We start from the raw sequence: 24,918 nt of genomic DNA, 5'->3' as shown, positions 1-24,918 counted from the left end.
TCGAAAGCGTTCGCTTAGCGAGTGGTTACCTCGGTAGCTGCGAAGAAGTAGGCGATTTCGCGAGCGGCAGCGGCTTCGGAGTCCGAACCGTGAACGGCGTTGGCGTCGATCGACTCGGCGAAGTCGGCACGGATGGTGCCGGCAGCGGCTTCTTTAGGGTTGGTAGCGCCCATCAGCTCACGGTTCAGAGCGATGGCGTTTTCGCCTTCCAGCACCTGGACAACGACCGGGCCGGAAGTCATGAAGGCAACCAGTTCGCCGAAGAAGCCACGCGCGCTGTGCTCGGCGTAGAAGCCTTCGGCTTCGGCCTTGGACAGTTGCTTGATTTTCGAGGCGACGACTTTCAGGCCGGCTTTTTCGAAACGAGTGGTGATCTCACCGATGACGTTTTTGGCGACGGCGTCAGGCTTGATGATGGAGAAAGTACGTTGAACAGCCATGGAAAACTCCAGAATATTGAGTGTTGCGAAAAATTAAACCCGCGAATTATACGCGGGTTCGAGGGCATTGCCTAACCTGCGGGTGTCACTCAGTCGGCTTCTTCGATCCAGGCCGCCTGGATGGCTTCCAGGACCTTTTCGCCGCCGCGCGCCGGATCGTCACTGAAGTCAGGCAATTCCATCACCCAACTCCGCAGATTGACGAAATTCACGTAACGAGGATCGACTTCCGGCTTGCTTTCTGCAAGCTGAATGGCGATTTCAAGTACATCAACCCATTTCAGACTCATTCCGTCATCCTCAATGCGGCGCTTCGGCAGCGTGGTTGAGCGAATACTTAGGGATTTCGATGGTCAAGTCCTGGTCGGCGACCACCACCTGACAGCCGAGACGCGACTGCGCCTCCAGACCCCAGGCCTTGTCCAGCATGTCTTCTTCCAACTCGTCGGCTTCCTCGAGGGATTCGAGGCCCTTGCGCACGATGCAATGGCACGTGGTGCAAGCCTTCACGCCGCCACAGGCACTTTCCATTTCGATATGGTGCTCATGGGCCAGCTCCAGGATGTTGGTGCCGGACGCGACCTCGACAGTCAGCCCCTCGGGGCAGAATTTCTCATGCGGCAGGAATGTCACCAGCGGCATCGATTACTCCTCGATCTCATTCAGGTTGCGCCCGGCCAGTGCGGCTTTGACCGTCGAATCAAGGCGACGGGCGGCAAAAGCATCGGTCACCTGCGACAGACGCTTGGTCTGCTGCTCGATGGCCGGGCCATCGGTGCCGTTGAGCAAATCACGCAATTCTTGCATCTGGAACTCGATGGCCTCGCGCTCCTCGCCACTGAGCAGGCGCTCGCCGTCCGCCTCGAGGGCACCCTGTACCGCTTCGAGCAGGCGTTCGCCATCGACCTGATGCTCGCGCAGCTGGCGCGCCTGCTTGTCGGTACCAGCGTGTTCGAAGGAGTCCTTGAGCATGCGGGCGATCTCGCCGTCGGTCAGGCCGTACGAAGGCTTCACCTGAATACTCGACTCCACACCCGAGCCCAGTTCGCGCGCGGCGACGCTCAACAGCCCATCCGCATCCACCTGGAACGTGACGCGGATCTTCGCCGCGCCGGCGACCATGGCCGGAATGCCACGCAACTCGAAGCGCGCCAGCGACCGGCAGTCGCTGATCAGCTCGCGCTCGCCCTGCAGGACGTGGATCATCATGGCCGACTGGCCGTCTTTGTAGGTGGTGAACTCCTGGGCGCGCGCCACCGGAATGGTGGTATTGCGCGGGATCACCTTCTCCATCAACCCGCCCATGGTCTCCAGGCCGAGCGACAGAGGAATGACGTCGAGCAACAACAATTCACCGCCTTCGCGACGATTGCCAGCCAAGGTATCGGCTTGAATCGCCGCGCCGATGGCCACCACTTGATCGGGGTCGATCGAGGTCAGCGGCGCACGACCGAACAACGTGCCGACCGCGTCGCGCACACGCGGCACACGGGTCGATCCACCCACCATGACCACCGCCCCCACCTCTTCCAGCTCGACGCCGCTGTCGCGCACGGCGCGGCGGCAGGCCTTGAGGCTACGGGCGATCAACGGCTCGATCATGCCTTCGAAATCGGCACGGCTGAGCTCACCGCTCCAGGCGCCGTGGCTGACGCGAACGCTATCGGCATCGGTCAAGGCTTCTTTGGCGGCGCACGCCGCCTGCAACAACTGGCGCTGAGTGGCAGGGTCGAGGTCAGCAGACAGGCCCGCCTGCTCAATGATCCAGCCCGCGATGGCGTGATCGAAGTCATCCCCGCCCAGGGCCGTGTCGCCGCCGGTGGCCAGCACTTCGAACACGCCGGCCGTAAGGCGCAGAATGGAAATGTCGAAGGTGCCGCCGCCCAGGTCGAAGATCGCCACCACGCCTTCGGCGTTCTGGTCCAGACCATAGGCCACCGCCGCTGCGGTGGGCTCGTTGAGCAGGCGCAGCACGTTCAGCCCGGCCAGACGCGCAGCATCCTTGGTGGCCTGACGCTGAGCGTCGTCGAAATAGGCCGGCACGGTGATCACCGCGCCCACCAGTTCGCCACCCAAGGATTCCTCGGCGCGCTGACGCAGCACCTTGAGAATGTCGGCAGACACCTGCACCGGGCTCTTGGGCCCCTGAACAGTGTCGATGAACGGCATGTGCGACTCGCCGCCGACGAACCGGTATGGCAGCTGTTCACCCAACTGTTTGACGTCGGACAGGCCTCGTCCCATCAGGCGCTTGACCGACAGGACACTGTTGAACGGGTCGCTGGAGGCCGCATCGCGGGCAGCCTGGCCGACTTCGCAGCGGTCCTCCAGGTAGCGCACCGCGGACGGCAGGATGAGGTTGCCCTGGGCATCGGGCAGCGGCTCGCTGCGGCCGCTGCGTACCGCGGCGACGAGCGAGTTGGTGGTCCCCAGGTCGATGCCCACCGCCAGGCGGCGCTGGTGCGGCTGGGGGCTCTGACCGGGTTCGGCGATCTGCAGTAGGGCCATGCTTATCTTGATACCTTGGGCGCCGTCACGGCGGCGCCGGGGTTAATCGTCGAGGCGCTCTTCGAGTTGGCGCACTTCCTGGGCGAGCTTGTCGAGGAACTGCATGCGGCGCATCAGGCGCTCGGCCCTGTCGCGCTCGGCAGCTTGATCCCAGCAAGCGGCGAATTCCTCGTCGAGAGTGCTCTGGGCACCCTTCAGGCGCTGCTTGAACACGGCAACGCCGTCGAGGTCGGCTTCGTCCTGCAGTTCCTCGAGTTCTTCGCGCCACTGCATCTGCTGCAACAGGAAGTCGGGGTCGTGGACCGTGACTTCCTGAGGCACCTCATGGCCGCTGATGGCCAGCAGGTAACGCGCGCGACGCGGCGCACTGCGCAGCGTCTGGTAGGCGTCGTTGAGGGCTGCGGAGTTTTCCAGGGCCACGCGCTGCTCACGCTCGGAGGCGTCGGCGAAGCGGTCGGGATGGACCTCGCGGGCCAGCTCGCGATAACGCGTGGCCAGCTTGTCGAGGTCCAGGCGGAAGCTCGGTTGCAGGTCGAACAGAGCGAAATGGCAAGGGCTACCCACGTCAGGCCTCAGACATTGAAGCTTTCGCCGCAGCCACATTCACCGCGCACGTTGGGGTTGTTGAACTTGAAGCCTTCGTTCAACCCTTCCTTGACGAAGTCCAATTCGGTGCCATCGAGGTACACCAGGCTCTTCGGGTCGATGATGACCTTCACGCCGTGGTTCTCGAACACCTGGTCTTCGCTCGCCAGCTCATCGACGAACTCCAGCACGTAGGCCAGGCCCGAGCAGCCGGTGGTACGCACGCCCAGGCGAATGCCTTCACCTTTGCCGCGCCCGTCAAGGGAGCGGCGAATGTGGTTGGCGGCGGCTTCTGTCATGCTGATAGCCATCGGAACTCCTTCGCGTGGGCGACTTAGATCAAGCCTTTCTTCTGCTTGTAATCGCGTACGGCTGCCTTGATGGCATCCTCAGCGAGCACCGAGCAGTGGATCTTGACCGGCGGCAATGCCAGTTCTTCGGCCAGCTGGGTGTTCTTGATGGTCTCGGCTTCGTCCAGGGTCTTGCCCTTCATCCACTCGGTGGCCAGGGAGCTGGAGGCGATGGCCGAACCGCAGCCGTAGGTCTTGAACTTGGCGTCTTCGATCACGCCTTGTTCGTTGACCTTGATCTGCAGGCGCATCACGTCGCCGCAGGCCGGAGCACCGACCATGCCGGTGCCGACGTCTGGGTCTTCCGCGTTCATCTTGCCGACGTTGCGCGGGTTCTCGTAGTGGTCGATGACCTTTTCACTGTATGCCATGGTGCAATTCCTTCCTCGTCAGGGAGCCGCTCTTGCTGGCGACTGCTTAGTGGGCGGCCCACTCGATCTTGGAGATGTCGACGCCGTCCTTGTACATATCCCACAGCGGCGACAGTTCACGCAGTTTGTTCACGGCCTTGCAGACTTCCTGCGCGGCGTAGTCGACCTCTTCCTCGGTGGTGAAACGACCGAAGGAGAAGCGGATCGAGCTGTGCGCCAGCTCGTCGTTGCGGCCCAGAGCGCGCAGCACGTAGGACGGTTCGAGCGACGCGGAGGTGCACGCCGAGCCGGACGATACCGCGATGTCCTTGAGCGACATCAGCAGCGACTCGCCTTCCACGTAGTTGAAGCTCAGGTTCAGGTTGTGCGGTACGCGCTGGGTCTGGCTGCCGTTGACGTATAGTTCTTCGAGGTCCGAGACCTGCTTGAAGAAGCGGTCGCTCAGGGCCTTGATGCGCACGTTTTCGGCGGCCATTTCCTGCTTGGCGATGGCAAACGCCTCGCCCATACCGACGATCTGGTGAGTCGGCAGGGTGCCCGAACGCATGCCACGCTCGTGACCGCCGCCGTGAATGATGGCTTCCAAACGTACGCGCGGCTTGCGGCTGACGTACAGCGCGCCGATGCCTTTAGGCCCGTAGGCCTTGTGCGCGGAGAACGACATCAGGTCGACCTTGAGCTTCTGCAGGTCGATCTCGACCTTGCCGGCCGACTGCGCGGCATCGACGTGGAACAACACACCGCGAGCACGGGTGAGTTCACCGATGGCAGCGATGTCGTTGATCGAGCCGACTTCGTTGTTCACGTGCATCAGCGAGACCAGGATGGTGTCGTCACGCAGCACCGCCTCGACCATCGCCGGGGTGATGATGCCGTCTTCACCGGGTTCGAGGTAGGTGACTTCGAAACCTTCGCGCTCGAGCTGGCGAGCGGTGTCCAGAACCGCCTTGTGCTCGATCTTGGAGGTGATGATGTGCTTGCCCTTGGTCTGATAGAAGTGCGCGACGCCCTTGATGGCCAGGTTGTCGGACTCGGTGGCACCGCTGGTCCAGACGATCTCGCGCGGGTCGGCATTGATCAGTTCAGCGACCTGGCGACGGCCGTTCTCGACGGCTTCCTCGGCACGCCAGCCGAACACGTGGGAACGCGAGGCCGGGTTACCGAAGTTTCCGTCGACCAGCAGGCAGTCGGCCATTTTCTGCGCGACACGGGGATCGACCGGCGTGGTCGCGGAGTAATCGAGGTAGATCGGCAACTTCATTGAATATCTCCTATCAGGCGTTGGCGTCGCTCGTCGCATCAGTCGACGGCGGACGTCTCAATCTTGTCCAGCTGGGCAACGCGACCGGCGACACGGCGCAGGTCCTGGCGCTGGGCGACTTCCTGCACCTCACGGCGCATGACGAGGTCGGCCAGACTGATGCCGCTGAGGAATTCATGGATCTGCTGGCTGAGGTCGCACCACAGATGGTGGGTCAGGCAGGTGTCACCGGAGTGGCAGTCGCCGAGGCCTTGGCAGCGGGTCGCATCGACCGACTCGTTGACCGCGTCGATCACCTGAACCACCTGGATGGTTTCCATGGTTCTGGACAACTGGTAGCCACCACCGGGACCGCGCACGCTGGAAACCAGACTGCTGCGGCGCAGCTTGGCGAATAGCTGTTCCAGATAAGAAAGGGAAATGCCCTGACGCTCGGAAATGTCGGCCAGGGATACCGGTCCATGCTGCGCGTGCAACGCCAGGTCGAGCATGGCGGTGACGGCGTATCGGCCTTTGGTAGTCAATCGCATGGCTATGGGTACCACGGGAGTTACAGGATGTGTGCGAGTATGCGATTCCCGAGCATTTAAGTCAACTATAAGACCTAGTGCTTTAGTCGGGTTTGAATGCGGGAGGCGGCGCGATGATAGCAGACACGGGCCGGCAGCACACGCCCTTGGCCAATGCGCCGACCTGTGTTGACGGAATCAGTGCGCCGCCGCGTCGCTCTTGATCGCCGGCTTGACCTCGGCAAAGTCCTCCTCTGGCAGAGCCGGCAGCGCCTTGGCGCTGTAGTCGCTGCCCAACTGAGTGAGCGCGCCGCACATGCCTTCAAGGCGCTCGTCGACCGCCTGCAGGTGATCGAGCATCTGGTCGATGGCGCGGGCCACCGGATCGGGCATGTCGGCGCTGACGCCGTAGGCATCGAAGCCGATCTTCTCGGCCATGGCCTTGCGCCGCGCACCCGCCTCATCGTCCTGCTGCCTGACGATGATGCGCCCGGGAATGCCCACGGCGGTCGCCCCCGCCGGCACTGCCTTGGTGACCACGGCATTGGAGCCGATCTTGGCCCCAGCGCCAACAGTGAATGGGCCGAGCACCTTGGCGCCGGCCCCGACCACCACCCCGTTTTCCAGGGTGGGATGGCGCTTGCCTTTATTCCAACTGGTGCCGCCGAGCGTCACCCCTTGGTACAAGGTGACGTCGTCGCCGATTTCGGCGGTCTCGCCGATGACGATACCCATGCCGTGATCGATGAAGAAGCGTCGGCCAATGGTTGCACCTGGGTGGATCTCGATCCCGGTGAGCCAGCGCCCGAAGTTCGACACCAGCCGCGCCAGCCACTTGAAGTCGCGGCGCCACAGGGCGTTGCCCAGGCGATGCAACCAGATGGCATGCATACCGGGATAGCAGGTCAGCACCTCGAAGGCGTTGCGCGCGGCCGGGTCGCGGTGGAATACGCTTTGGATGTCTTCACGCAGACGGTCGAACATGGGGTCTAGTCCTTGCGCTTGTGCGCGTCACCCCGGACGACCTTCTGGGTCTCGGTGAGGATGCCACGCAAGATGCTCATTTCCGAACGATTGACCGAGCTGCGCCCATACAACCGGCGCAGACGCGGCATCAGGTGCTTGGGCTTCGCCGGGTCGAGGAAGCCGATGTCCACCAGGGTCTTTTCCAGGTGCTCGTAGAACCGCTCCATCTCGTCCATGGTGGCCAGGTCGTCGCTGGGCGGCGAGCCGGCCTCCAACGCCTCGACCGCCGAAGGCGCTTGCTGAGCGGCCAGCCAGGCCATGCGCACCTCGTAGGAAAGCACCTGGACGGCCGCCGCCAGGTTCAGCGAGCTGAAATCGGGGTTCGAGGCGATGTGCACATGGAAGTGACATCGCTGCAGCTCGTCGTTAGTGAGCCCGGCATGCTCGCGCCCGAACACCAGAGCGATCTCCTCGCCGCCGGCGGCATGCGCCACTGCCTTGGCACCGCACTCGCGGGGATCGATCAACGGCCAAGGAATACTGCGCTCACGGGCGCTGGTGCCCATGACCAAGGTACAGCCGGTCAGGGCCTCTTCGAGGCTATCGACCACCTGCGTGCTCGCCAGCACATCGTCGGCCCCGGAGGCCCGCGCCGCGGCCTCATCGGACGGAAACACCTTCGGCTGCACCAGTACCAGCCGCGACAGGCCCATGTTCTTCATGGCACGCGCAGCGCCGCCGATGTTGCCGGGGTGGCTGGTATTGACCAGAACGACACGAATATTCTGCAGCACGGTGACACGCTCACGAAGGCACACGAGAAGGCCCGCGATGTTACCTAAGCGAGGGGCGTAACGCCACGAAAGTGCATGTCACCCTTCTGCCGGAACAGTTTTCTGATAGACTAGGCGGCTTTCTTCTTTAACATCTCCAGGTGAAACGCCCATGCAGCCTATGCTGAATATCGCCCTGCGCGCCGCTCGCAGCGCCAGTGAACTGATTTTCCGCTCCATCGAACGCCTGGATAGCATCAAGGTCGACGAGAAAGAGGCCAAGGATTACGTCTCCGAGGTCGATCGCGCCGCCGAGCAGACCATCGTCAACGCCCTGCGCAAGGCTTATCCGAACCACTCGATCCAAGGCGAAGAAACCGGCCTGCATGCCGGCACCGGCGAGGAAGGCAAGGACTACCTGTGGATCATCGATCCGCTGGACGGCACCACCAACTTCCTGCGTGGCGTTCCCCACTTCTCGGTCAGTATCGCCTGCCGCTACCGCGGTCGCCTCGAGCACGCGGTCATCGTCGATCCTGTGCGCCAGGAAGAATTCACCGCCAGCCGCGGTCGCGGCGCCCAGCTCAATGGCCGACGCCTGCGCGTCAGCTCGCGCACCAGCCTGGAAGGCGCCCTGCTCGGCACTGGCTTCCCGTTCCGTGACAACCAGATGGCCGACCTGGACAACTACCTGGGCATGTTCCGCGCCCTCACCGGCCAGACCGCCGGCATCCGCCGCGCCGGTTCCGCTGCGCTGGACCTGGCCTACGTAGCGGCCGGTCGTTTCGACGCCTTCTGGGAGTCGGGCCTGTCGGAATGGGACATGGCAGCCGGCGTGCTGCTGATCCAGGAAGCGGGCGGCCTGGTCAGCGACTTCAATGGCGGCCACGACTTCCTCGAGAAAGGCCACATCGTTGCCGGCAACATCAAGTGCTTCAAGGCGGTGCTGACGGCGATCCAGCCGCACCTGCCGGAAAACCTGAAGCGCTGAGTCGATCTCGGCGGCATAAAAAAAGCACCTTTCGAGGTGCTTTTTTTTATTCAACTGCGCCTGAAAAGAACGCGATCCGCCGTCACTGCCCAGGCTGCGCCTGACTCAACACCAGCTTGCCATTCTTATCCAGCGGAATGGTCGAACCCGGCTCGTGATCCATCTTCACCACACCTGCCTGATCACCGATGGTGTACTTGACCGTATAGCCCACCACCTTGTCGCTGAGGTCATTGACCGTGTTGCAGCGGGTCTGCGTGGTGGTGTAGGTGTCACGCTGCTGCATGCCTTCCTGCACCTTGTTGCCGGCATAGCCGCCGCCCACTGCACCGGCCACGGTGGCCAGCTTCTTGCCGTTGCCGCCGCCGATCTGGTTACCCAGCAGGCCGCCCGCCAACGCACCCACCACCGTACCGGCGATCTGGTGCTGGTCCTGCACCGGACGCTGCCGGGTCACGGTCACGTCCTTGCACACTTCGCGCGGCGTCTTCACCTGTTGCTTGATCGGCTGCACATCGGTGACCTGGGCGTATTCAGGCCCTTTGTTCACCAAGCTGTAGGTCGCCACAGCACCTCCGGCAGTGACACCGACAGCACCCAGAACCGCACCCACCAGCATTGATTTGTTCACGTGGACTCTCCTGATCGTACTCACGGGGCTACGCCCGCCTTCTCCCTGCCTTGGAGCAAAAAAAAAGGCGCGAGTTCAACACTCGCGCCTCTTGTTACGCCAAACGGCGTAGGAAATTACTTACGGTCGGTCGTCCGCACCCTCGGCCTTGACCGGCGGGATCAGGTCTTCGCTGTTCAGATTCAGCCAGATCAGCACCACGTTGGCGATGTAGATCGACGAGTAGGTACCGGCCATGACGCCGATGAACAGCGCCAGGGAGAAGCCGAACAGGTTGTCGCCGCCGAAGAACAGCAAGGCGGCGATGGCCAGCAGGGTCGACACCGAGGTGGCGATGGTGCGCAGCAGGGTCTGGGTGGTCGAGACGTTGATGTTCTCGATCAACGAAGCCTTGCGCATCACCCGGAAGTTCTCGCGCACCCGGTCGAACACGACGATGGTGTCGTTGAGCGAGTAGCCGATGATCGCCAGCACCGCTGCCAGCACCGTCAGGTCGAAGGTGATCTGGAAGAACGACAGGATGCCCAGGGTCACCACCACGTCGTGGATCAGCGAAACGATGGCGCCCACGGCGAACTTCCATTGGAAGCGGAACGCCAGGTAGATGAGGATACCGCCCAGGGCCAGAAGCATGCCGAGGCCGCCCTGGTCGCGCAGCTCTTCACCCACCTGCGGGCCGACGAACTCGACGCGCTTGACGGTCGCCGGGTTGTCGCCGCCAAGTTTCTGCAGGGCGCTGGCCACGCGATTACCCAGTTGTGGGTCGTCGCCAGGCATACGCACCAGCAGGTCGGTGGTGGCGCCGAAACTCTGCACCACGGCCTCATGGAAACCGGACTCGACCAGCTCGGCACGTACTGCCTTGAGGTCAGCCGGGCGTTCGTAGGTCAGCTCGATCAGCGTGCCGCCGGTGAAGTCCAGGCCGAAGTTCAGGCCCTTCTGCCACCAGCTGAACAGCGCCAGCACGGTGAGGAGCATGGTGATGGCGAACGCGACATTGCGCACGCCCATGAAGTTGATGGTTTTCATCGCAGCTCCCTCAAACCCACAGCTTCTTGATGTCACGCCCGCCGCAGGTCAGGTTGACCATTGCGCGGGTCACCATGACGGCGGTGAACATCGAGGTGAAAATCCCGAGGGACATGGTGACCGCGAAGCCCTTGACCGGGCCGGTACCCATGGCGAACAGGATGCCGCCGACCAGCAGGCTGGTCAGGTTGGCGTCGATGATCGCGGTATAGGCGCGGTTGAAACCTTCATGGATGGCGCGCTGCACCGACATGCCGGCTTTGAGCTCCTCGCGGATACGCGAGAAGATCAGCACGTTGGCGTCCACCGCCATACCCATGGTCAACACGATACCGGCGATACCCGGCAGCGTCAGTGTGGCCCCCAGCAGCGACATCAGCGCCAGCAGCAGCACCATGTTGCCCGCCAGGGCGACGGTGGCGATCACGCCGAAACCGCGGTAGATGGCGATGATGAACAGCGAGACGAACAGCATGCCCCACAGCGACGCATCGACACCCTTGGTGATGTTGTCGGCACCCAGGCTCGGGCCGATGGTCCGCTCTTCGGCGAAGTACATCGGTGCGGCCAGGCCACCGGCACGCAGCAGCAGCGCCAGCTCGGACGACTCGCCCTGACCGTTCAGGCCGGTGATGCGGAACTGGCTACCCAGCGGCGACTGGATGGTCGCCAGGCTGATGATCTTCTTCTCTTCCTTGAAGGTCTGGATCGGTACGTCTTTCTCGACGCCATCGACCACCTGCTTCTCGTAGCGGGTCATCGGACGCTGCTCGATGAAGATCACCGCCATGCTGCGACCGACGTTGCTGCGCGTGGCGCGGCTCATCAGCTCGCCACCGTGACCGTCGAGGCGGATGTTGACCTGTGGACGACCGTGCTCGTCGAAGCTGGCCTGGGCGTCGGTGACCTGGTCGCCGGTGATGATCAGGCCGCGCTCGACCGCCGCCGAACGATTGCCGTCGCGGAACTCGAACACCTCGGTCGTGGCTTTCGAAGCGCCGGGCTCGGCGCCGAAGCGGAACTCCAGGTTGGCGGTCTTGCCGAGGATACGCTTGGCTTCGGCAGTGTCCTGCACGCCCGGCAGTTCGACCACGATGCGGTTGCCGCCCTGACGCTGGACCAGCGGCTCGGCCACACCCAGCTCGTTGACCCGGTTGCGCACGGTGGTGAGGTTCTGCTTGACCGAGTACTCGCGGATTTCCGCGACCTTGGCCGGCGTCAGCGCCAGGCGCAGGACCGACAGCTCGTTGCGCTCGGTGGTGGTGATGTCGAAATCACTGAAATTCTTGCGGACCAGGGCACGGGCCTGTTCGCGGGTGGCGTCGTCGGAGAAGCCGAGCAGAATGGCACCGTCCTGCTGAGGCAGGCTGCGGTAGCGCACGCGCTCCTTGCGCAGCAGGGTCTTGACCTCGCCGTCGTAGACCTTCATCCGGGCGCTCATGGCCTTGTCCATGTCCACTTCGAGCAGGAAGTGCACACCACCGGAGAGGTCCAGGCCCAGCTTCATCGGGCTGGCGCCCAGGTTGCGCAGCCATTGCGGGGTGGTCTGGGCCAGGTTCAGCGCAACGACGTAGTCGTCACCCAATGCCTTGCGCACCACGTCCTTGGCCGGCAGTTGATCTTCCTGGTTGGTCAGGCGCACCAGCGCACTGCCCTTCTCGCCCAGGCTGCCGCCCTTGACCGCAATACCGGCATCGGTCAGCGCCTTGGTGGCGCGGTCGAGGTCGGCCTGGCTCACGTGCAGGGCCGAGCTTGCGCCGCTGATCTGCACCGCCGGATCGTCCGGGTAGAGGTTGGGAGCGGAATAAATAAAGCCGACCGCCAGTACCACCAGGATCAGCAGGTATTTCCACAGAGGGTATTTGTTCAGCATCACGCCGCCCGTTCAAGACGCGGGGCGCGTTGCGCGCCCCGACTGGAAAAAATGAAACCGGTAACTCAGATAGCCTTGAGCGTACCTTTCGGCAGGGTCGCGGCGATGGCGCCCTTCTGGAACTTCAGCTCGACGGTGTCGGACACTTCCAGCACCACGAAATCATCCGAAACTTTGACGATCTTGCCGGCGATACCGCCGTTGGTGACCACTTCGTCGCCTTTCTGCAGGGCACCGAGCAGGTTCTTCTGCTCCTTGGCGCGCTTGGCCTGAGGACGCCAGATCATCAGGTAGAAGATGACCAGGAAGCCGACCAGGAAGATCCACTCGAAGCCGGTACCGGCGGGGCCGGCGGCCGGGGCTGCAGCGTCCGCGTAAGCGGCGGGAATCAGAAAGCTCATGTAGCACTCCAGTTGCTTAATTTAGTGTTGTGTACGAACAGTCAATCCAAAGGCGGTACGGGAAGTCCGCGCTTGGCATAGAAGGCGTCGACAAAGGCGGCCAATTTACCCTGTTGAATAGCCTCGCGTAAACCGGCCATCAAGCGCTGGTAATGGCGCAAGTTGTGGATGGTATTGAGCATACTGCTCAGCATTTCGCCGCACTTGTCCAGGTGATGCAGATAGGCGCGGGAGAAGTTGCTGCAGGTGTAGCAGTCACAGGTCGGATCCAGCGGCGAATCATCGTGGCGATGGAACGCATTGCGGATCTTGATCACCCCTGTATCGACGAACAGATGACCGTTGCGCGCGTTGCGCGTGGGCATCACGCAGTCGAACATGTCGACGCCGCGGCGCACACCCTCAACCAGATCTTCCGGTTTGCCTACCCCCATAAGGTAACGAGGTTTGTCAGCAGGCATCTGCGCCGGCAGGTAGTCCAGCACCTTGATCATCTCGTGCTTGGGCTCACCCACCGACAGGCCACCAATGGCCAAGCCGTCGAAGTCGATGTTGACCAGCGCTTCCAGCGAACGCATGCGCAGGTCCTGGTACATACCACCCTGGACGATGCCGAACAGCGCGGCGGTATTGTCGCCGTGGGCGTTTTTCGAACGCTGGGCCCAGCGCAGCGACAACTCCATGGAGGTGCGCGCCACGTCATGCTCGGCCGGGTACGGCGTGCACTCGTCGAAGATCATCACGATGTCCGAGCCCAGGTCGCGCTGCACCTGCATCGACTCTTCCGGGCCCATGAACACCTTGGAACCGTCCACCGGCGAGGCGAAGGTCACGCCCTCTTCCTTGATCTTGCGCATCGCGCCCAGGCTGAACACCTGGAAGCCGCCGGAGTCGGTGAGAATCGGGCCTTTCCACTGCATGAAATCGTGCAGGCCGTTGTGCTTCTTGATCACCTCGGTGCCCGGACGCAGCCAGAGGTGGAAGGTGTTGCCCAGGATGATCTCGGCACCGATGGCCTCGATGTCACGCGGCAGCATGCCCTTGACCGTGCCGTAGGTGCCCACCGGCATGAACGCCGGGGTTTCCACGGTGCCACGGGGGAAGGTCAGCCGACCACGACGGGCCTTGCCGTCGGTGGCCAGCAGTTCGAAGGACATACGACAGGTGCGACTCATGCTTGATCCTCGGGGCCGCGCGGCGCCGGATTGCGGGTGATGAACATGGCATCACCGTAACTGAAGAAGCGATACCCCTGCTCGACCGCCGCCGCGTAGGCGGCCATGGTCTCGGGGTATCCGGCGAAGGCCGAGACCAGCATCAGCAGCGTGGACTCGGGCAGATGGAAGTTGGTCACTAGCGCATCGACCACATGGAACGGCCGACCGGGGTAGATGAAGATGTCGGTATCGCCGCTGAAGGCCTTGAGCACGCCATCGCGCGCCGCGCTTTCCAGCGACCGCACGCTGGTGGTCCCCACCGCGATCACCCGCCCGCCCCTGGCGCGGCAGGCGTCGATGGCATCGACCACGTCCTGACTCACCTCCAGCCATTCTTTATGCATGTGGTGGTCTTCGATCTTGTCGACCCGCACCGGCTGGAAGGTGCCGGCGCCCACATGCAAGGTGACGAACGCGCGCTCCACGCCCTTGGCGGCGATCTGCGCCAGCAACGCCTCGTCGAAGTGCAGCCCGGCAGTGGGCGCCGCCACCGCCCCGGCGCGCTCGGCGTAGACGGTCTGGTAACGCTCGCGGTCGGCGCCCTCGTCGGGACGGTCGATGTACGGCGGCAGCGGCATGTGCCCGACGCGGTCGAGCAGCGGCAGCACCTCTTCGCTGAAGCGCAATTCGAACAGCGTTTCGTGGCGCGCCACCATCTCGGCCTCGCCGCCGCCGTCGATCAGCACCGTGGCCCCGACCTTCAGCGCCTTGCTGGCGCGCACGTGGGCCAGCACCCGGTGGCTGTCGAGCACGCGCTCGATCAGCATTTCCAGCTTGCCGCCGGAGGCTTTCTGGCCGAACAGCCGCGCCGGAATGACCCGGGTGTTGTTGAACACCATCAGGTCGCCCGGGCGTAGGTACTCGAGCAAGTCGGTGAAACGCCGGTGCGCCAATTCGCCGCTCGGCCCGTCGAGGACCAGCAGACGACTGCCATGGCGCTCGGCCAGGGGATGACGGGCGATGAGGGAATCGGGGAGTTCGAAGGAAAAATCGGCGACGCGCATGATCGTGTTCGGTTTGGCAGGGCCGGGAAGTTTAGCCCAATGCATGAAAATTGACCATGAAAGCCGATTGACCGACTCGAAGACCCTCACTATACTGCGGCGCCACAAGCCCTGATGGCGGAATTGGTAGACGCGGCGGATTCAAAATCCGTTTTCGAAAGGAGTGGGAGTTCGAGTCTCCCTCGGGGCACCAAATCCAAATCTCCAGAGTTCTACATGAGTCTCTGGAACCTAAGAAAACCGGCCATTGAGCCGGTTTTTTTGTCTCCACGATTCTCAGTGGCTCTCTCGAAAGCTCAATCCTATGTGAGTAGATTTGCGAGTAGATCGAGTTCGGTCTTCAAATCTACTCACAGCCAGGCGCTCAGCTAGGGGCGGTTGGCAGGAAGGAATCAACGTGGCGCTCACTGATACCGCCATCCGCACCTCCAAACCTCGTGAAAAGCTGTACCGCATGGTGGACTCCCAAGGCCTGTGCCTCGAGGTGACGACTGCAGGCGGAAAGCTCTGGCGCTTGCGCTATCGATTCGAGGGCAAGGCAAAGATGCTCAGTCTCGGATCCTACCCAGCAGTCACGCTGGCGCAGGCACGCGAACGAAGGGACGCTGCGCGCAAGATCCTGGCTCAAGGCATAGACCCCAGCGCCCACAAGCGCGAAGAGAAAGCCGCGTCCGCGGCCCAGGCGCTCATACTGGAGTCGCTGGCGCGTGAATGGTATGCCTACAACAAGCCACGCTGGGCCCCCGCCACGGCCAACAAGGCACTGCAGTATCTGGAGAGCGACATCATTCCAGTGATAGGCAGCCGCCCAGTTGCCGAAGTGACGCGCCCCGATCTGGTTGACCTCGTAAGGCGAATCGAGAAGCGGGAAGCCTTCAACGTCGCACGCAAGGTTCGCCAGTGGCTGGGGCAAATATTCAGATTCGGCCTGGCAAAGGGCGTTGTCGCCACCAATCCCGCGACAGACCTGGACGTAGTGGCTGCCCACGCGCCTCAAACACGCCATCACCCGCATGTCACCGAAGCAGAACTGCCTGAGCTACTGAGTAAGGTAGAGGCCGCCAATTGCGACATCACCAGCAAGATCGCTATTCGGTTGCTGGTGCTCACTGCCGTCCGGCCTGGTGAACTGCGGAACGCGCCTTGGGAAGAGTTCGACCTGGACTCTGCCACCTGGACAATCCCGGCAGTCCGAATGAAGGCCAGGCGCCCTCACCTCGTTCCCCTTCCCTCTCAGGCGGTTGCCCTGTTGCGCCAGCTCCAGGAGATCACTGGCAGCTATCCGTTAGCATTTCCTGGGCGTAATGACCGATCGCGACCAATGAGCGAGAACACGGTGAACAAGGTGCTCTCGACCATTGGTTATGAAAACCGACAGACAGGGCATGGCTTCCGCCACCTGCTAAGCACCAGCCTGAACACTCGTGGCTACAACAGCGATTGGATCGAGAGGCAGTTGGCTCATGGCGATCAGGATTCGATCAGGGACACCTACAACCACGCCACCTATCTTCAGCAACGTCGCAGCATGATGCAGGAGTGGGCCGACTCGATTGATGCGCTGTGCGCCGGCGCCGATGTTGTAGGCATCAAGCGACATGCGTAACCCACACCGATCAACCTACAGCCATCTGAGCTGCGGCTGTTCCTGGCAGAGCACCTAAGGAGCCTGTAATGACCACTCAACCAACCGTGAATTACAGCACCTGGGCGCTCCGCGGCGACGACCAAGCCGACTGGTATGAGTCGTATGCCAATAGATCGGTGTTCGAGCTCTGCGACGCGGCCTCAATCCTGGCCAATGTTCAGCCTGAGTACCCTGGCAAGTTGGATTCCGAGCGTGTCGCTGCCATCAGCCAATGGGTCGAGAAGCTGAAAGACAACATGCACGACCTGCTCGCACCAGTTGGATACAACCAAGACAACCCGCTTCATCATCGCGTGTCACACCAGAAGCTAAGGACTTGGTGTGCGGAGGCCGGTGCCTACTGGCCAATCCCCGAGCGAGCTGCGGATCGGATTGCTTCGCTTGAGCGAGAGCTTGAAGAAGAACGAAAACTCAGAATCAGGGCCCAGCACATTCAAGACCCGGTGATGAGCCCCTTTGTACAGCAGAATCAAAGCCTCACAGTGCCCCCAGTCCTCAAGCTTGGCGAGCCCGAGGACGTCTATCGCCACCTTGATTACCTGACCGCAGACCAGGCTCTGGACTGGATGAAGCGCATATCTGGCCACCATGTGGAGAGGGAAACACTGTGGGCAATGGTTGGCTTCGATATGTGCGATGCCTTCATGGACGGTCGAGCGGTTCGAGGGCTTACATATGCTGCAGAAGGAGAGTTTGAGCACTGGGAAGTATTTGGTCTTGGCATTTGCCAAGTAATGAATGCTGTTAGGCCCGTTGACTGAACGAAGCAACGAAACACTAACGCCCGTTCAACGATCGTTAGCCAGGGCCGAAACCTCTCTGCGTTGCTCGTACACGCTGCCGGCAAAACGCATGGAGAGGATATGAAAACCACATTCATCCTGTTGGCCCAGTACGACGGTCTGGCGGTAATCCCGCTTGAACGAGTATGCGCCGACTATTTCGGGCATCTGACGCCAACGAAAATGAAGATGAAAATCGCCAAGGGTGAGATCCAGCTCCCGTTGATCGCCATGGAGAAAAGCCAGAAAGGCGCCCGCGGTGTTCACTTGAATGACCTCGCAGCCTACATCGACGCCAGAAGAGATGAGGCGCTGAAAAGGGTAATTTGAACGCCGCCGTTCCGCCCTTTACTGCTCCGCGCGAAAAGGTGGGATTCCCCCACATTTAAGTGGCGAGCCAAGGCGTCTATGTACTTCAGGGTGTCCGGCAAGCGCAGCCATTCAGCTGGCTTCTTGCCGAACCGCTTGGCCACATCTGTAGCATCGATCCAGCCGTCACTGTTGAAGCGCACCGGCTCGCCGTCGTACTGGAAGGGGATGATTTTTGACATACAGCGTTCTGGTTCGGGAGCGACCCTAGCCTGCCACCACCGACCATTCGGGCGACGGTGGACAAAGCTTTGGTGGGGTGGGCTGTCGGTCTCCCGACGATCAAAAGGAATCGTCATTCCAAATAAACTTGGTCAGCCAGCTTTACCAAATATTTTTTCGAGCGAGTCCTTGAGATGTTTATCCATTTCTTCTTCAGGCATTGAGAATGTAGGCAAATTTTCCAAGTTATTTTCCTCCTTTGCATCAGCCACCGTAGTGATGAATTCGTCATCGTAGACAATCACCTCGGCGCCCTTTGCAAATCCCTTGCCTTTACCTTTGAACGTAGCCGTCCAGAAAGAAGCGCTCTCTGTTGCTATCAAGTCAACTACAAATGACCGAGATACGAGATCACATTTATCCATTTTCCCATCGACCGGACGCCCCAATAGAACCCAATCAATATGCTCACTCTTCTTTGAGTAGCAGACACTAAAAATATAATACTCAATCATCACATCAATCCGCATCCTGCCGCCTGAGATTAGGCCCAAGCATAATGAGGGCGCTTCCGCGTCTTTCAAGGGTCAAGATGGCCGTTTGCCATCAGTTAATGCCGATGACGGCAGTCCATCTCCACCTGCGCCTTCCGTCATCTCATCAGTCAGCAGTGTGGCTGGGGCGGCATATGCCTGACCAAGGCCGGCCATGTCAGCGGGGTCACGATCCGGCGTAACGGATTCAGCCTTTGCTGATCCGCTTTCCCGTCTTCCGATGCAGGATTTGCCGCTTTCGATGCAGCTTGTGCCCCTTCTGTTGCAGCCTGTTGCCCGCCTCCCTGCAACGATATCAAGGCCCACCGGCTCGACGCGGGGCGCCAGCGCATCCTGCTCAGCAATAAGATGGGTGACGCTGATCCGGGAGAATCAGTTGTTCGGGGCGAGCGCACGATGTAAAACACTCATCTTCAACGGCACTGGATGGCCAATGGAAAACAAATTCTTAACAGGTACCACGGCTGTACTGGCCGCACTGCTGATATCAGGATGTGTTAAACAGCATGCTAAGTGGCACGAGGTGCCACTGACCCCCTCCTTCCCGTTTCCCTATGTCTCGCCGACTGCTCACCCAGAACCCAGGCCCGGAAACCAGTTGACTCCCAACCAGTCTCTTGGCACCTCACCAATCACGCCAACTGGGCCTGCGTCGTCATACAACGGCACCAGCTACTCTCGATCATCTGGCGGCAGTTCTGGATTTGGCGGTGGCAATAGTGGTGGCGGCTACAGTGGAGGCTCATATCTGAGTCGCGGGGCACGGGTGACGCTCGCCATTACACTGTTGTTTCTGATCTTCGTAGCGCCTTGGCTGTGGTTCCTCTATCCGTCTTGGAAGCGTGCAAGAAAGTCCAATGGCCCGGTTACCCCGGCCGCCCCGCCACCGCAAGCTCCGCAAATCCCTACGCGTGAAACTTGGGACGCCCTTGGCCTATGCCCTGATTGCGGTAGCCGCATGGTTGCCCGGGTAGCCAAGCGTGGTAGGCACAAGGGAAAATCATTCTATGGGTGCTCCAAATTCCCTAGGTGCACGGGTATCCGGCAAACGATTCCAGATCAGTTGCCGGCGGCGGCTTCAAAATCTGGAGCCCTGGACGGCACGGTGTCACCTGGCTCCCACCAGTGACTCTGACCGAACTCGCGTAGAGCACAATGCTGGATGCCGTTCAGATGCCCTGGCAAGAGCTCCGGGGATTCCCGCATCACTCAGGGTGCCTAAGCTCTCCGGCGTGCTCTACCGCTGCAGCTCTGGTACTGACTACCTTTTCTCTCGCCCACGCTAGTACCTCTGCCTTGATCCAGGCAACAGTACGAGGGCCAAGCTTGATCTGTCCTGGGAAATCCCCAGCCTTCATCTTCTCGTAGATCGTACTCCTGCCCATTCCTGTGATCCTCTTGACCTCACGCAGCCTGATGAACTCGATATCGTCTGCAAAGTGCTTTGTCTCGCCTGCAGGACAAAGGGTTGCTCCTTTCATCTGTGTAACCTCCAGCAACGGGTTGGTTTGATCGCCAAGAATCTCGACGATGGCAGAAGCCTCGACCGAGTAAGGCCCGAGGAGCGTAGTCGCTGGTGAGGACAACCCCCATCCAAGGATCTCCGCGGCGGACATGGGGCAACCGGAAGTCAGTCTGGAATCACCTTCGAAGCGCGGCTGGTAGCTTGACTTGATGTCTATCCAATCAGAGCGTCAGCTTATCGACAGCCGCAGAGCGCGGCAGGAGGCTTACATGGAACCCGAGATTATCCACATCCCCGAGCTGGCGAAGATGCTCGGGCGAACAGAGTCATCGATCCGCAGTGCGCGGCAGGATGGGGCCAGCTGGCTGCCGCCGTTCTTCAAGCAGGGCAAGCGCCTGTGCTGGCGGGTCGCGACGGTGCGCAAGTTCCTGGAAGAGTACGAGCAGGGCCAGCATGTGCCTGCAAAGCCAGGCCGGAAACGCAACGCGCCGCCGACTAATACTCAACCCAATACTCCGCTTACACAAAGTTCACTCACGCGCAAGCGAGAACTAAAAAACTTACTCCCCTGAACGCGCCTTCCTGCTATCTGCAAGCGCTCTAATTATACCCTCTATCATTTCCTCCCTACCCTTCAAGGTCGGACGCTCCTGAGTGCCGGCCTCTTTTAGCAGTAAAAGCATTTCCTGCACCTCATCTGCAGACGAGGATAGATCACCCTTCCACCTAGATAGCATCTTTACTTTAAGCTCATTGAGCGACATGAATTCAGAGTTTAACGATCTAATTTTTTCGTAATTACCTTTTGAAATTGAATCCTGGGGCCTAATAAATTCACCATTAAAATCAACATATAATGATGCATTTTTTAAGCGATTAGACTCCTTATGAAAATCCTTTTGCACGGCTTTAAACGCAGATACTGCGGCGGTGGCATCGTCCACTTCGATTGCCGCAATCTCAGCCTCTGAACGCGGAAGAAAATACGCGTTCATTTTGTTCTTGCTTTCATGTCGTCTAAAAGCACTGGAAATACCTTTGACACTTACTTCCCCGCCAGATAAGCACTGGACAACCGCGGCGCACAAGATTTCAATCTTCCCACACTCTTCCATTGAAATCTGATGCATAAGGTACGCCCTAGGAAACGCCCCCACGTCAGCCAGAACTCCCCCCTCATAAAAAAGTCGATCCGCATTTTCAAAAATGCTCAATGCACCATCTATCAACTTCAGCGCAAACGCTTCCTGCTCAGCTGTAATTTTCATTGACTATCCACTTGTGAATCCATCCAGCGCTAATCCTGCTCGAACGGCGCATCCTCTACAAGGACTTCGACAAACGATGACTGAGAGTTTCGATGAGAAAAACAGGTTTCAGCCAGCCTCCACAGAAGCGTACCAGTGTGGTCATCACCAGTCCCTTGCAGGTGCGGAGGATTAGAAGCAGCGATGACGTAAACGGTGGAAATGCTCCCCTAGCGGCGTCATAGGTGTCGGAAGCGGGAAAGGAATGCTTTGTGTAGTGAGTACACGAGCCCAGGCACAGAGCCGCTTGTGCCAGCCTTTGCTCCCACTGCACGCTAGGATGAATACTGTCAGCAGGGTGGCCTGGCATGCCTCACGCGATACTGAGAACAAAAAAGCTGAAATCAATCACAGGGGTGATGGGGTCAGGTCGACATACGTTCCGAGAAATACCAACTCCGAATTCAGATGGAGCGCCCAGCATGCATATCTGTGGTGCTACAAGCTCTGCCGAATTGGCCCGGGCAGTTCTGACTAGGCTTCCAATGAAGCGACGGAGAGATGCTGTGCTCTGCATCGAATACTTGATCACCGCGAGTCCAGAAGCCTTCAAGAGGCATGGCGGTGCGATGCCAGACACCGGCGGTTACTTTTATCGAGCCATGGCCTGGCTAAGAGCGCGCCATGGAGCAGCAAACATTGCCTGCGCGGAGCTGCATCTGGACGAGAGGACTCCGCACCTGGTTGCTTACATCACGCCTCTTACTCAGGACGGGCGGTTGTCGGCTCGTGATTTCCTCGGAGGCCCCGCGAAGCTACGCAAAATGCAAACCGACTTCCACCACTCGTGTGGTGAGCCTTTCGGCCTGTCTCGCGGTATAGAGGGCAGCAAGGCCTCACATCAGAAGATTGCGCAGTATTACCGGGCGCTCGCTGCTCCCAAGCCAGTAGTTACCCGAGCAGACTTAGCAGCGGCTGCTGTGGGGATATACACGCAGAGCTACATGGCACTACTTGGTAGGGCCAAGGCTTCAGCTACGCACGTTAAGCTCCAAGCTAAGGCCATGTTGGCTTTGCGGGAGCGTGAGGCTGCCCTAGGGCGTTGGCAGGTTCAGCTCAAGCACTCTCAGCGGAGGCTTGAGGATCGGGAGCTTGCGCTGGAAAGACAGGCGGATCGGTTGAATGAAGTTGACCGAGCGCTTGAGCTCGCGCTGCTCAAAGCAGATTACGAGCGCACACGGGCTGACGAGCTGGAGCTAAAACTTTGTAGCGCAATCAAGAAATCACCCATCCTCAATATGGGAAATATGGCTCTCTAGGTCCGGTGAGAGCCACTTAAAAAGTACCTAGCAGGTGCGCCAAACAGCGAGTTAAGCAGAGGGCACAGGCGCCTCCTGGCCTTGTAATTCAGCAATCAACTCTTTCTTACTCACGCCATCGAGATCTGCGCGCTGGGTTTTCAATTTTTCCAGCAGGTAATCATTTGTCAGCTCGAACTCATCAAAAATAGTCGCCCATGTTTTTACATATGCCTTCACCTTGTCATCACTTGTGACCAGCCCTGGCTCGCCATGAATCTGCATACCGCGGCATCTACTATGAATCAGACTCCCTTTGCTGGAGATATTCCTGCCAACCAAAATAAGCTCAAACTTCACATGCTCGCTATTAAAAACAGGATCATTACTTAACACGGAGGCGTACTCATCGAGCTGCTGCAAGTGCTTATTGTTTAGAGAAATACCTGGCCGTTTTATTTCAATTATTACGCAACGAAAATACTTCCGTCCTCTTGAGTCGAATTCGGGTTTCTTCCTAGCCAGAAAAAGATCGACCTGTCGCTTAGCCCCCACAAGGTCTACACCCACCTCTAAATCCATCTCTTCGACAATGCCAACACCTGTGACCTGGGCGCGTAATCTCTCTGAAATCTTAGTGAAGGTATCTTCTTCTGCACCGAGAATGTCGTAGGACGGCCCGAACAGCCAAGTATTATTCTCAATAACCTTTTGAAGATCGGGAGTTTCCAAAACCTCACGAAAATGCACATTTATAATTTGCTTCAACTGCGCAATAGCGTGCTCTCGATTTTGGAGCACCTCTATGGTTTCAATGACATTGTTAAGCTTCGTTTTATTCAGCTGAATGGCAAACTGTTTTATTGACGCTGCATCTAAGCTTAGAACGCTCTCTAATACCTCTAACATCCCATCATTTTCATTCGAGACTGAAAGCTTGTCTAGCAGCCTGATTATTAGCCTTCGCTGCCGCTTACTGCTCCGCATCAAAACAGTAGGATCACGAACTATCACACTTTTTACGATACCCTTAACATGATTAAGTCTCCAAGCGCTTTCGGCAGAGTCTAAATCATCATAGGTTGGAAAATCCCCATCCTGTTCGTACCGATTAACCTCTTCCTCTGCTTGCTGGACTAAGAACTCACTATAATTGTCGCGCAAAAACTCATTCAACGCCTTAGTCAATGCACGATAAGCTTTAGTTTGGAAGAAATTAGAAAATGGTTCAGACAGCCCTTGATCGCTGACAGAGTACCTTTCAAACAAATCAGACTTCACATAGATGCTAGTGAAATAACCGGGCTTCTTGTTTAGACTACTCAGTTGCTTATTCAAAACCTTCAATGTCGACGAAACAAAATTTATAAACGACTTTTCACTACCCGGACGTTCATGCCAACGTATCAACTCCACACTGAAATCTTGGCCATCCACTGAAACAGCGTGCGTGTATATGCTATGCGATGGAGGTGTAATGCTCTTACCATTCAAAGTCAATGACTTATGAGGAAGCAGTATTAAATGCCCGCCAAACTCTCTACTGAAATCATGGATCAGCTCCGCCTCAACAGGAAGGGCTTTCTGAAACCCTCGAATCTCTACACATGTACCCTGAGGGTAAGAACTCAGCAATGCATGCGTAGTTTCTGGCCGAATGGTGACACCAACAATATCGCTAAGATTCGAGCTCTCCACGCTAATTTTCGCGTCTTCGCCCTCGTGCCTTGTATACCAGGTTGCGGAATTTCCTATTTTACTGAAAGCCAATCGCCCTCGCCCTTGCGAGCCATGGGTATCATAGGAATCTTTCTTCAAAGAGTCATTAAAGCGCCGAAAGTTCTCGTGCGGCTTTCTGAAATCAATCCCAACCCCATCATCCACAACTGTTATAGACTCAGTGCCATGAGCTTCGTTCTCCGTAATATTAACTTTCACGGCATTTGCTGCAGCATCGAAGCCGTTCCAGACAAGTTCAGAAATAGCTTGCCAAGGCTCAACAGATTTGAAGTGCTTTTGTATTCCGCTGTGGGTAATTGCATTAGAACCTGAGAAGTCAAAAGCAGCGAATTCCTTTTCCAACGGTGGTTCCTCTTGTGGTGCAAAATGGCAATGTGGCTGGATTCAACTCCAGAGCTGTCTTGACGTCGAAGGCATGCTCTTCAAGCTTATGCTCAATCCAAACCAGCATGCCCTTTCAGGTCTACTACGACGTCGACACTCCTCCAGTGGGCCTCGAACCTAGTCGATGAGCGCAGTGGCGCTGGAATATAACAAAGGGTGGCAATCTGATTGCAAGACAATTTCAGAATGAGCCTCACACGTCCTGAGCAACGGACTCCATGACGCAGCTGTCGCTAAGGTGAGCATGATGACTGGAGGAGTTTTGCTATTGACATCACTGAAGCGCGCTGCCTCGCGCGCGCGCGCGTTTGGGGAGTTCAATATGACCAGGCGAAAGGCGCCAGCGAAGCACATCGATTG

Annotated in this window: 28 protein-coding genes, 1 tRNA gene and 1 pseudogene; 8 read left to right on the top strand and 22 right to left on the bottom strand. The window is 59.1% G+C overall.

The window, feature by feature from the left end; all coding sequences use genetic code 11:
• Positions 1–14: 14 nt before the first annotated feature.
• The 11 genes from ndk to trmJ all read right to left on the bottom strand — a co-directional run bounded on the left by ndk (position 15) and on the right by trmJ (position 7,784).
• Positions 15–440, bottom strand: coding sequence for a nucleoside-diphosphate kinase (gene ndk, locus Q6A47_RS15825; protein ID WP_029613652.1), 426 nt, complete (start codon positions 438–440; stop codon positions 15–17).
• Positions 441–529: 89 nt separating this feature from the next.
• Positions 530–730 carry a Fe-S cluster assembly protein IscX gene (gene iscX, locus Q6A47_RS15820; RefSeq protein WP_039575493.1) on the bottom strand — a complete coding sequence of 67 codons (201 nt, stop codon included), beginning with the start codon at positions 728–730 and terminating at the stop codon, positions 530–532.
• 10 nt (positions 731–740) lie between these two features.
• Positions 741–1,082, bottom strand: coding sequence for an ISC system 2Fe-2S type ferredoxin (gene fdx, locus Q6A47_RS15815; protein WP_029613654.1), 342 nt, complete (start codon positions 1,080–1,082; stop codon positions 741–743).
• Between the two features lie 3 nt (positions 1,083–1,085).
• Positions 1,086–2,948: a Fe-S protein assembly chaperone HscA gene (gene hscA, locus Q6A47_RS15810; RefSeq protein ID WP_039575489.1), complete on the bottom strand. Its 1,863-nt coding sequence runs from the start codon at positions 2,946–2,948 to the stop codon at positions 1,086–1,088.
• A gap of 42 nt (positions 2,949–2,990) precedes the next feature.
• The gene (gene hscB / locus Q6A47_RS15805) at positions 2,991–3,512 is read right to left on the bottom strand and encodes a co-chaperone HscB (protein WP_116887607.1); all 522 of its coding nucleotides are present in this window, start codon (positions 3,510–3,512) and stop codon (positions 2,991–2,993) included.
• 8 nt (positions 3,513–3,520) lie between these two features.
• A complete protein-coding gene (gene iscA, locus Q6A47_RS15800; RefSeq protein WP_029613656.1) occupies positions 3,521–3,844 on the bottom strand; it encodes an iron-sulfur cluster assembly protein IscA in 324 nt (107 codons plus the stop codon).
• 23 nt (positions 3,845–3,867) lie between these two features.
• The gene (gene iscU, locus Q6A47_RS15795) at positions 3,868–4,254 is read right to left on the bottom strand and encodes a Fe-S cluster assembly scaffold IscU (protein ID WP_003248539.1); all 387 of its coding nucleotides are present in this window, start codon (positions 4,252–4,254) and stop codon (positions 3,868–3,870) included.
• A 46-nt stretch (positions 4,255–4,300) separates the two neighbouring features.
• A complete protein-coding gene (locus tag Q6A47_RS15790) occupies positions 4,301–5,515 on the bottom strand; it encodes an IscS subfamily cysteine desulfurase (RefSeq protein WP_039575446.1) in 1,215 nt (404 codons plus the stop codon).
• A gap of 38 nt (positions 5,516–5,553) precedes the next feature.
• Entirely contained in the window at positions 5,554–6,045 is a 492-nt protein-coding gene (gene iscR, locus Q6A47_RS15785) for a Fe-S cluster assembly transcriptional regulator IscR (protein WP_029613657.1), read from the bottom strand.
• A 177-nt stretch (positions 6,046–6,222) separates the two neighbouring features.
• Positions 6,223–7,008, bottom strand: coding sequence for a serine O-acetyltransferase (gene cysE, locus Q6A47_RS15780; RefSeq protein ID WP_039575444.1), 786 nt, complete (start codon positions 7,006–7,008; stop codon positions 6,223–6,225).
• A 5-nt stretch (positions 7,009–7,013) separates the two neighbouring features.
• On the bottom strand, positions 7,014–7,784 hold the full coding sequence (gene trmJ, locus Q6A47_RS15775; protein ID WP_295484521.1) for a tRNA (cytosine(32)/uridine(32)-2'-O)-methyltransferase TrmJ: 771 nt from the start codon (positions 7,782–7,784) through the stop codon (positions 7,014–7,016).
• Between the two features lie 151 nt (positions 7,785–7,935).
• Here trmJ and suhB point away from each other — a divergent pair, with 151 nt between their 5' ends.
• Positions 7,936–8,754, top strand: a complete 819-nt coding sequence (suhB, locus tag Q6A47_RS15770; protein WP_029613659.1) for a type III secretion system regulator SuhB — start codon at positions 7,936–7,938, stop codon at positions 8,752–8,754.
• Positions 8,755–8,836: 82 nt separating this feature from the next.
• Here suhB and Q6A47_RS15765 read toward each other — a convergent pair whose 3' ends face one another.
• The 6 genes from Q6A47_RS15765 to queA all read right to left on the bottom strand — a co-directional run bounded on the left by Q6A47_RS15765 (position 8,837) and on the right by queA (position 14,909).
• The gene (locus Q6A47_RS15765) at positions 8,837–9,385 is read right to left on the bottom strand and encodes a glycine zipper 2TM domain-containing protein (protein WP_029613660.1); all 549 of its coding nucleotides are present in this window, start codon (positions 9,383–9,385) and stop codon (positions 8,837–8,839) included.
• 120 nt (positions 9,386–9,505) lie between these two features.
• Positions 9,506–10,414 carry a protein translocase subunit SecF gene (gene secF / locus Q6A47_RS15760; protein WP_039575437.1) on the bottom strand — a complete coding sequence of 303 codons (909 nt, stop codon included), beginning with the start codon at positions 10,412–10,414 and terminating at the stop codon, positions 9,506–9,508.
• A gap of 10 nt (positions 10,415–10,424) precedes the next feature.
• Positions 10,425–12,287 (bottom strand): protein translocase subunit SecD, encoded by a 1,863-nt coding sequence (gene secD / locus Q6A47_RS15755; protein WP_029613661.1) that lies wholly within the window; start codon positions 12,285–12,287, stop codon positions 10,425–10,427.
• 65 nt (positions 12,288–12,352) lie between these two features.
• Complete coding sequence (gene yajC, locus Q6A47_RS15750) at positions 12,353–12,688, bottom strand: preprotein translocase subunit YajC (protein WP_029613662.1); 336 nt, start codon at positions 12,686–12,688, stop codon at positions 12,353–12,355.
• Between the two features lie 41 nt (positions 12,689–12,729).
• Positions 12,730–13,845 carry a tRNA guanosine(34) transglycosylase Tgt gene (gene tgt / locus Q6A47_RS15745; protein ID WP_016393977.1) on the bottom strand — a complete coding sequence of 372 codons (1,116 nt, stop codon included), beginning with the start codon at positions 13,843–13,845 and terminating at the stop codon, positions 12,730–12,732.
• Positions 13,846–13,859: 14 nt separating this feature from the next.
• Positions 13,860–14,909 carry a tRNA preQ1(34) S-adenosylmethionine ribosyltransferase-isomerase QueA gene (gene queA / locus Q6A47_RS15740; RefSeq protein WP_295484556.1) on the bottom strand — a complete coding sequence of 350 codons (1,050 nt, stop codon included), beginning with the start codon at positions 14,907–14,909 and terminating at the stop codon, positions 13,860–13,862.
• A 108-nt stretch (positions 14,910–15,017) separates the two neighbouring features.
• Here queA and Q6A47_RS15735 point away from each other — a divergent pair.
• The 4 genes from Q6A47_RS15735 to Q6A47_RS15720 all read left to right on the top strand — a co-directional run bounded on the left by Q6A47_RS15735 (position 15,018) and on the right by Q6A47_RS15720 (position 17,669).
• A tRNA-Leu gene (locus Q6A47_RS15735) sits at positions 15,018–15,102 on the top strand.
• 204 nt (positions 15,103–15,306) lie between these two features.
• Positions 15,307–16,515 (top strand): tyrosine-type recombinase/integrase, encoded by a 1,209-nt coding sequence (locus Q6A47_RS15730; protein WP_304484756.1) that lies wholly within the window; start codon positions 15,307–15,309, stop codon positions 16,513–16,515.
• 68 nt (positions 16,516–16,583) lie between these two features.
• Positions 16,584–17,318: a hypothetical protein gene (locus tag Q6A47_RS15725; protein WP_304484755.1), complete on the top strand. Its 735-nt coding sequence runs from the start codon at positions 16,584–16,586 to the stop codon at positions 17,316–17,318.
• Between the two features lie 102 nt (positions 17,319–17,420).
• Complete coding sequence (locus Q6A47_RS15720; protein WP_304484754.1) at positions 17,421–17,669, top strand: pyocin activator PrtN family protein; 249 nt, start codon at positions 17,421–17,423, stop codon at positions 17,667–17,669.
• Here the strand turns inward: Q6A47_RS15720 and Q6A47_RS15715 are convergent.
• Together Q6A47_RS15715 and Q6A47_RS15710 are read right to left on the bottom strand one after the other, a co-directional pair.
• Entirely contained in the window at positions 17,624–17,890 is a 267-nt protein-coding gene (locus tag Q6A47_RS15715; RefSeq protein ID WP_304484753.1) for a KilA-N domain-containing protein, read from the bottom strand. The two genes, Q6A47_RS15720 and Q6A47_RS15715, sit on opposite strands and share 46 nt — an antisense overlap.
• A gap of 132 nt (positions 17,891–18,022) precedes the next feature.
• Positions 18,023–18,385 carry a DUF3892 domain-containing protein gene (locus Q6A47_RS15710; protein WP_304484752.1) on the bottom strand — a complete coding sequence of 121 codons (363 nt, stop codon included), beginning with the start codon at positions 18,383–18,385 and terminating at the stop codon, positions 18,023–18,025.
• A 193-nt stretch (positions 18,386–18,578) separates the two neighbouring features.
• On the opposite strand from Q6A47_RS15710, the gene Q6A47_RS23040 reads away from it, so the two are divergent.
• The gene (locus Q6A47_RS23040) at positions 18,579–19,553 is read left to right on the top strand and encodes a topoisomerase DNA-binding C4 zinc finger domain-containing protein (RefSeq protein WP_369811519.1); all 975 of its coding nucleotides are present in this window, start codon (positions 18,579–18,581) and stop codon (positions 19,551–19,553) included.
• A 76-nt stretch (positions 19,554–19,629) separates the two neighbouring features.
• Here Q6A47_RS23040 and Q6A47_RS15705 read toward each other — a convergent pair whose 3' ends face one another.
• A complete protein-coding gene (locus Q6A47_RS15705; RefSeq protein WP_304484751.1) occupies positions 19,630–20,040 on the bottom strand; it encodes a helix-turn-helix transcriptional regulator in 411 nt (136 codons plus the stop codon).
• 118 nt (positions 20,041–20,158) lie between these two features.
• On the opposite strand from Q6A47_RS15705, the pseudogene Q6A47_RS15700 reads away from it, so the two are divergent.
• Positions 20,159–20,386: pseudogene (locus tag Q6A47_RS15700) on the top strand (helix-turn-helix transcriptional regulator); the annotation flags it as partial.
• Between the two features lie 63 nt (positions 20,387–20,449).
• Here Q6A47_RS15700 and Q6A47_RS15695 read toward each other — a convergent pair.
• Positions 20,450–21,157, bottom strand: coding sequence for an AbiV family abortive infection protein (locus Q6A47_RS15695; protein ID WP_304484750.1), 708 nt, complete (start codon positions 21,155–21,157; stop codon positions 20,450–20,452).
• A 347-nt stretch (positions 21,158–21,504) separates the two neighbouring features.
• Between Q6A47_RS15695 and mobV the strand changes: the two genes are divergently transcribed.
• Positions 21,505–22,455: a MobV family relaxase gene (gene mobV / locus Q6A47_RS15690; RefSeq protein WP_304484749.1), complete on the top strand. Its 951-nt coding sequence runs from the start codon at positions 21,505–21,507 to the stop codon at positions 22,453–22,455.
• Positions 22,456–22,506: 51 nt separating this feature from the next.
• On the opposite strand, the gene Q6A47_RS15685 is transcribed toward mobV, so the two are convergent.
• A complete protein-coding gene (locus Q6A47_RS15685; RefSeq protein WP_304484748.1) occupies positions 22,507–24,516 on the bottom strand; it encodes an ATP-binding protein in 2,010 nt (669 codons plus the stop codon).
• Positions 24,517–24,918: the final 402 nt, after the last annotated feature.

Source organism: Pseudomonas boreofloridensis (assembly GCF_030580795.1).
In the GTDB taxonomy this organism is placed as follows: Bacteria; Pseudomonadota; Gammaproteobacteria; order Pseudomonadales; family Pseudomonadaceae; genus Aquipseudomonas; species Aquipseudomonas boreofloridensis.
Note: the sequence above shows the minus strand (reverse complement) of the source record. Positions and strands in the feature narration are given on the sequence as shown.

Coding starts and splice junctions, on each gene's coding strand:
- iscU (WP_003248539.1), bottom strand. CDS start 4,254: ATGGCATACAGTGAAAAGGTCATCGACCACTACGAGAACCCGCGCAAC.
- hscA (WP_039575489.1), bottom strand. CDS start 2,948: ATGGCCCTACTGCAGATCGCCGAACCCGGTCAGAGCCCCCAGCCGCAC.
- fdx (WP_029613654.1), bottom strand. CDS start 1,082: ATGCCGCTGGTGACATTCCTGCCGCATGAGAAATTCTGCCCCGAGGGG.
- ndk (WP_029613652.1), bottom strand. CDS start 440: ATGGCTGTTCAACGTACTTTCTCCATCATCAAGCCTGACGCCGTCGCC.
- Q6A47_RS15715 (WP_304484753.1), bottom strand. CDS start 17,890: ATGTCAAAAATCATCCCCTTCCAGTACGACGGCGAGCCGGTGCGCTTC.
- Q6A47_RS15720 (WP_304484754.1), top strand. CDS start 17,421: ATGAAAACCACATTCATCCTGTTGGCCCAGTACGACGGTCTGGCGGTA.
- Q6A47_RS15695 (WP_304484750.1), bottom strand. CDS start 21,157: ATGAAAATTACAGCTGAGCAGGAAGCGTTTGCGCTGAAGTTGATAGAT.
- iscR (WP_029613657.1), bottom strand. CDS start 6,045: ATGCGATTGACTACCAAAGGCCGATACGCCGTCACCGCCATGCTCGAC.
- Q6A47_RS15790 (WP_039575446.1), bottom strand. CDS start 5,515: ATGAAGTTGCCGATCTACCTCGATTACTCCGCGACCACGCCGGTCGAT.
- secF (WP_039575437.1), bottom strand. CDS start 10,414: ATGAAAACCATCAACTTCATGGGCGTGCGCAATGTCGCGTTCGCCATC.
- iscA (WP_029613656.1), bottom strand. CDS start 3,844: ATGGCTATCAGCATGACAGAAGCCGCCGCCAACCACATTCGCCGCTCC.
- suhB (WP_029613659.1), top strand. CDS start 7,936: ATGCAGCCTATGCTGAATATCGCCCTGCGCGCCGCTCGCAGCGCCAGT.
- cysE (WP_039575444.1), bottom strand. CDS start 7,008: ATGTTCGACCGTCTGCGTGAAGACATCCAAAGCGTATTCCACCGCGAC.
- Q6A47_RS23040 (WP_369811519.1), top strand. CDS start 18,579: ATGTCAGCGGGGTCACGATCCGGCGTAACGGATTCAGCCTTTGCTGAT.
- Q6A47_RS15725 (WP_304484755.1), top strand. CDS start 16,584: ATGACCACTCAACCAACCGTGAATTACAGCACCTGGGCGCTCCGCGGC.
- iscX (WP_039575493.1), bottom strand. CDS start 730: ATGAGTCTGAAATGGGTTGATGTACTTGAAATCGCCATTCAGCTTGCA.
- tgt (WP_016393977.1), bottom strand. CDS start 13,845: ATGTCCTTCGAACTGCTGGCCACCGACGGCAAGGCCCGTCGTGGTCGG.
- Q6A47_RS15710 (WP_304484752.1), bottom strand. CDS start 18,385: ATGATTGAGTATTATATTTTTAGTGTCTGCTACTCAAAGAAGAGTGAG.
- secD (WP_029613661.1), bottom strand. CDS start 12,287: ATGCTGAACAAATACCCTCTGTGGAAATACCTGCTGATCCTGGTGGTA.
- Q6A47_RS15705 (WP_304484751.1), bottom strand. CDS start 20,040: ATGTCCGCCGCGGAGATCCTTGGATGGGGGTTGTCCTCACCAGCGACT.
- queA (WP_295484556.1), bottom strand. CDS start 14,909: ATGCGCGTCGCCGATTTTTCCTTCGAACTCCCCGATTCCCTCATCGCC.
- mobV (WP_304484749.1), top strand. CDS start 21,505: ATGCCTCACGCGATACTGAGAACAAAAAAGCTGAAATCAATCACAGGG.
- yajC (WP_029613662.1), bottom strand. CDS start 12,688: ATGAGCTTTCTGATTCCCGCCGCTTACGCGGACGCTGCAGCCCCGGCC.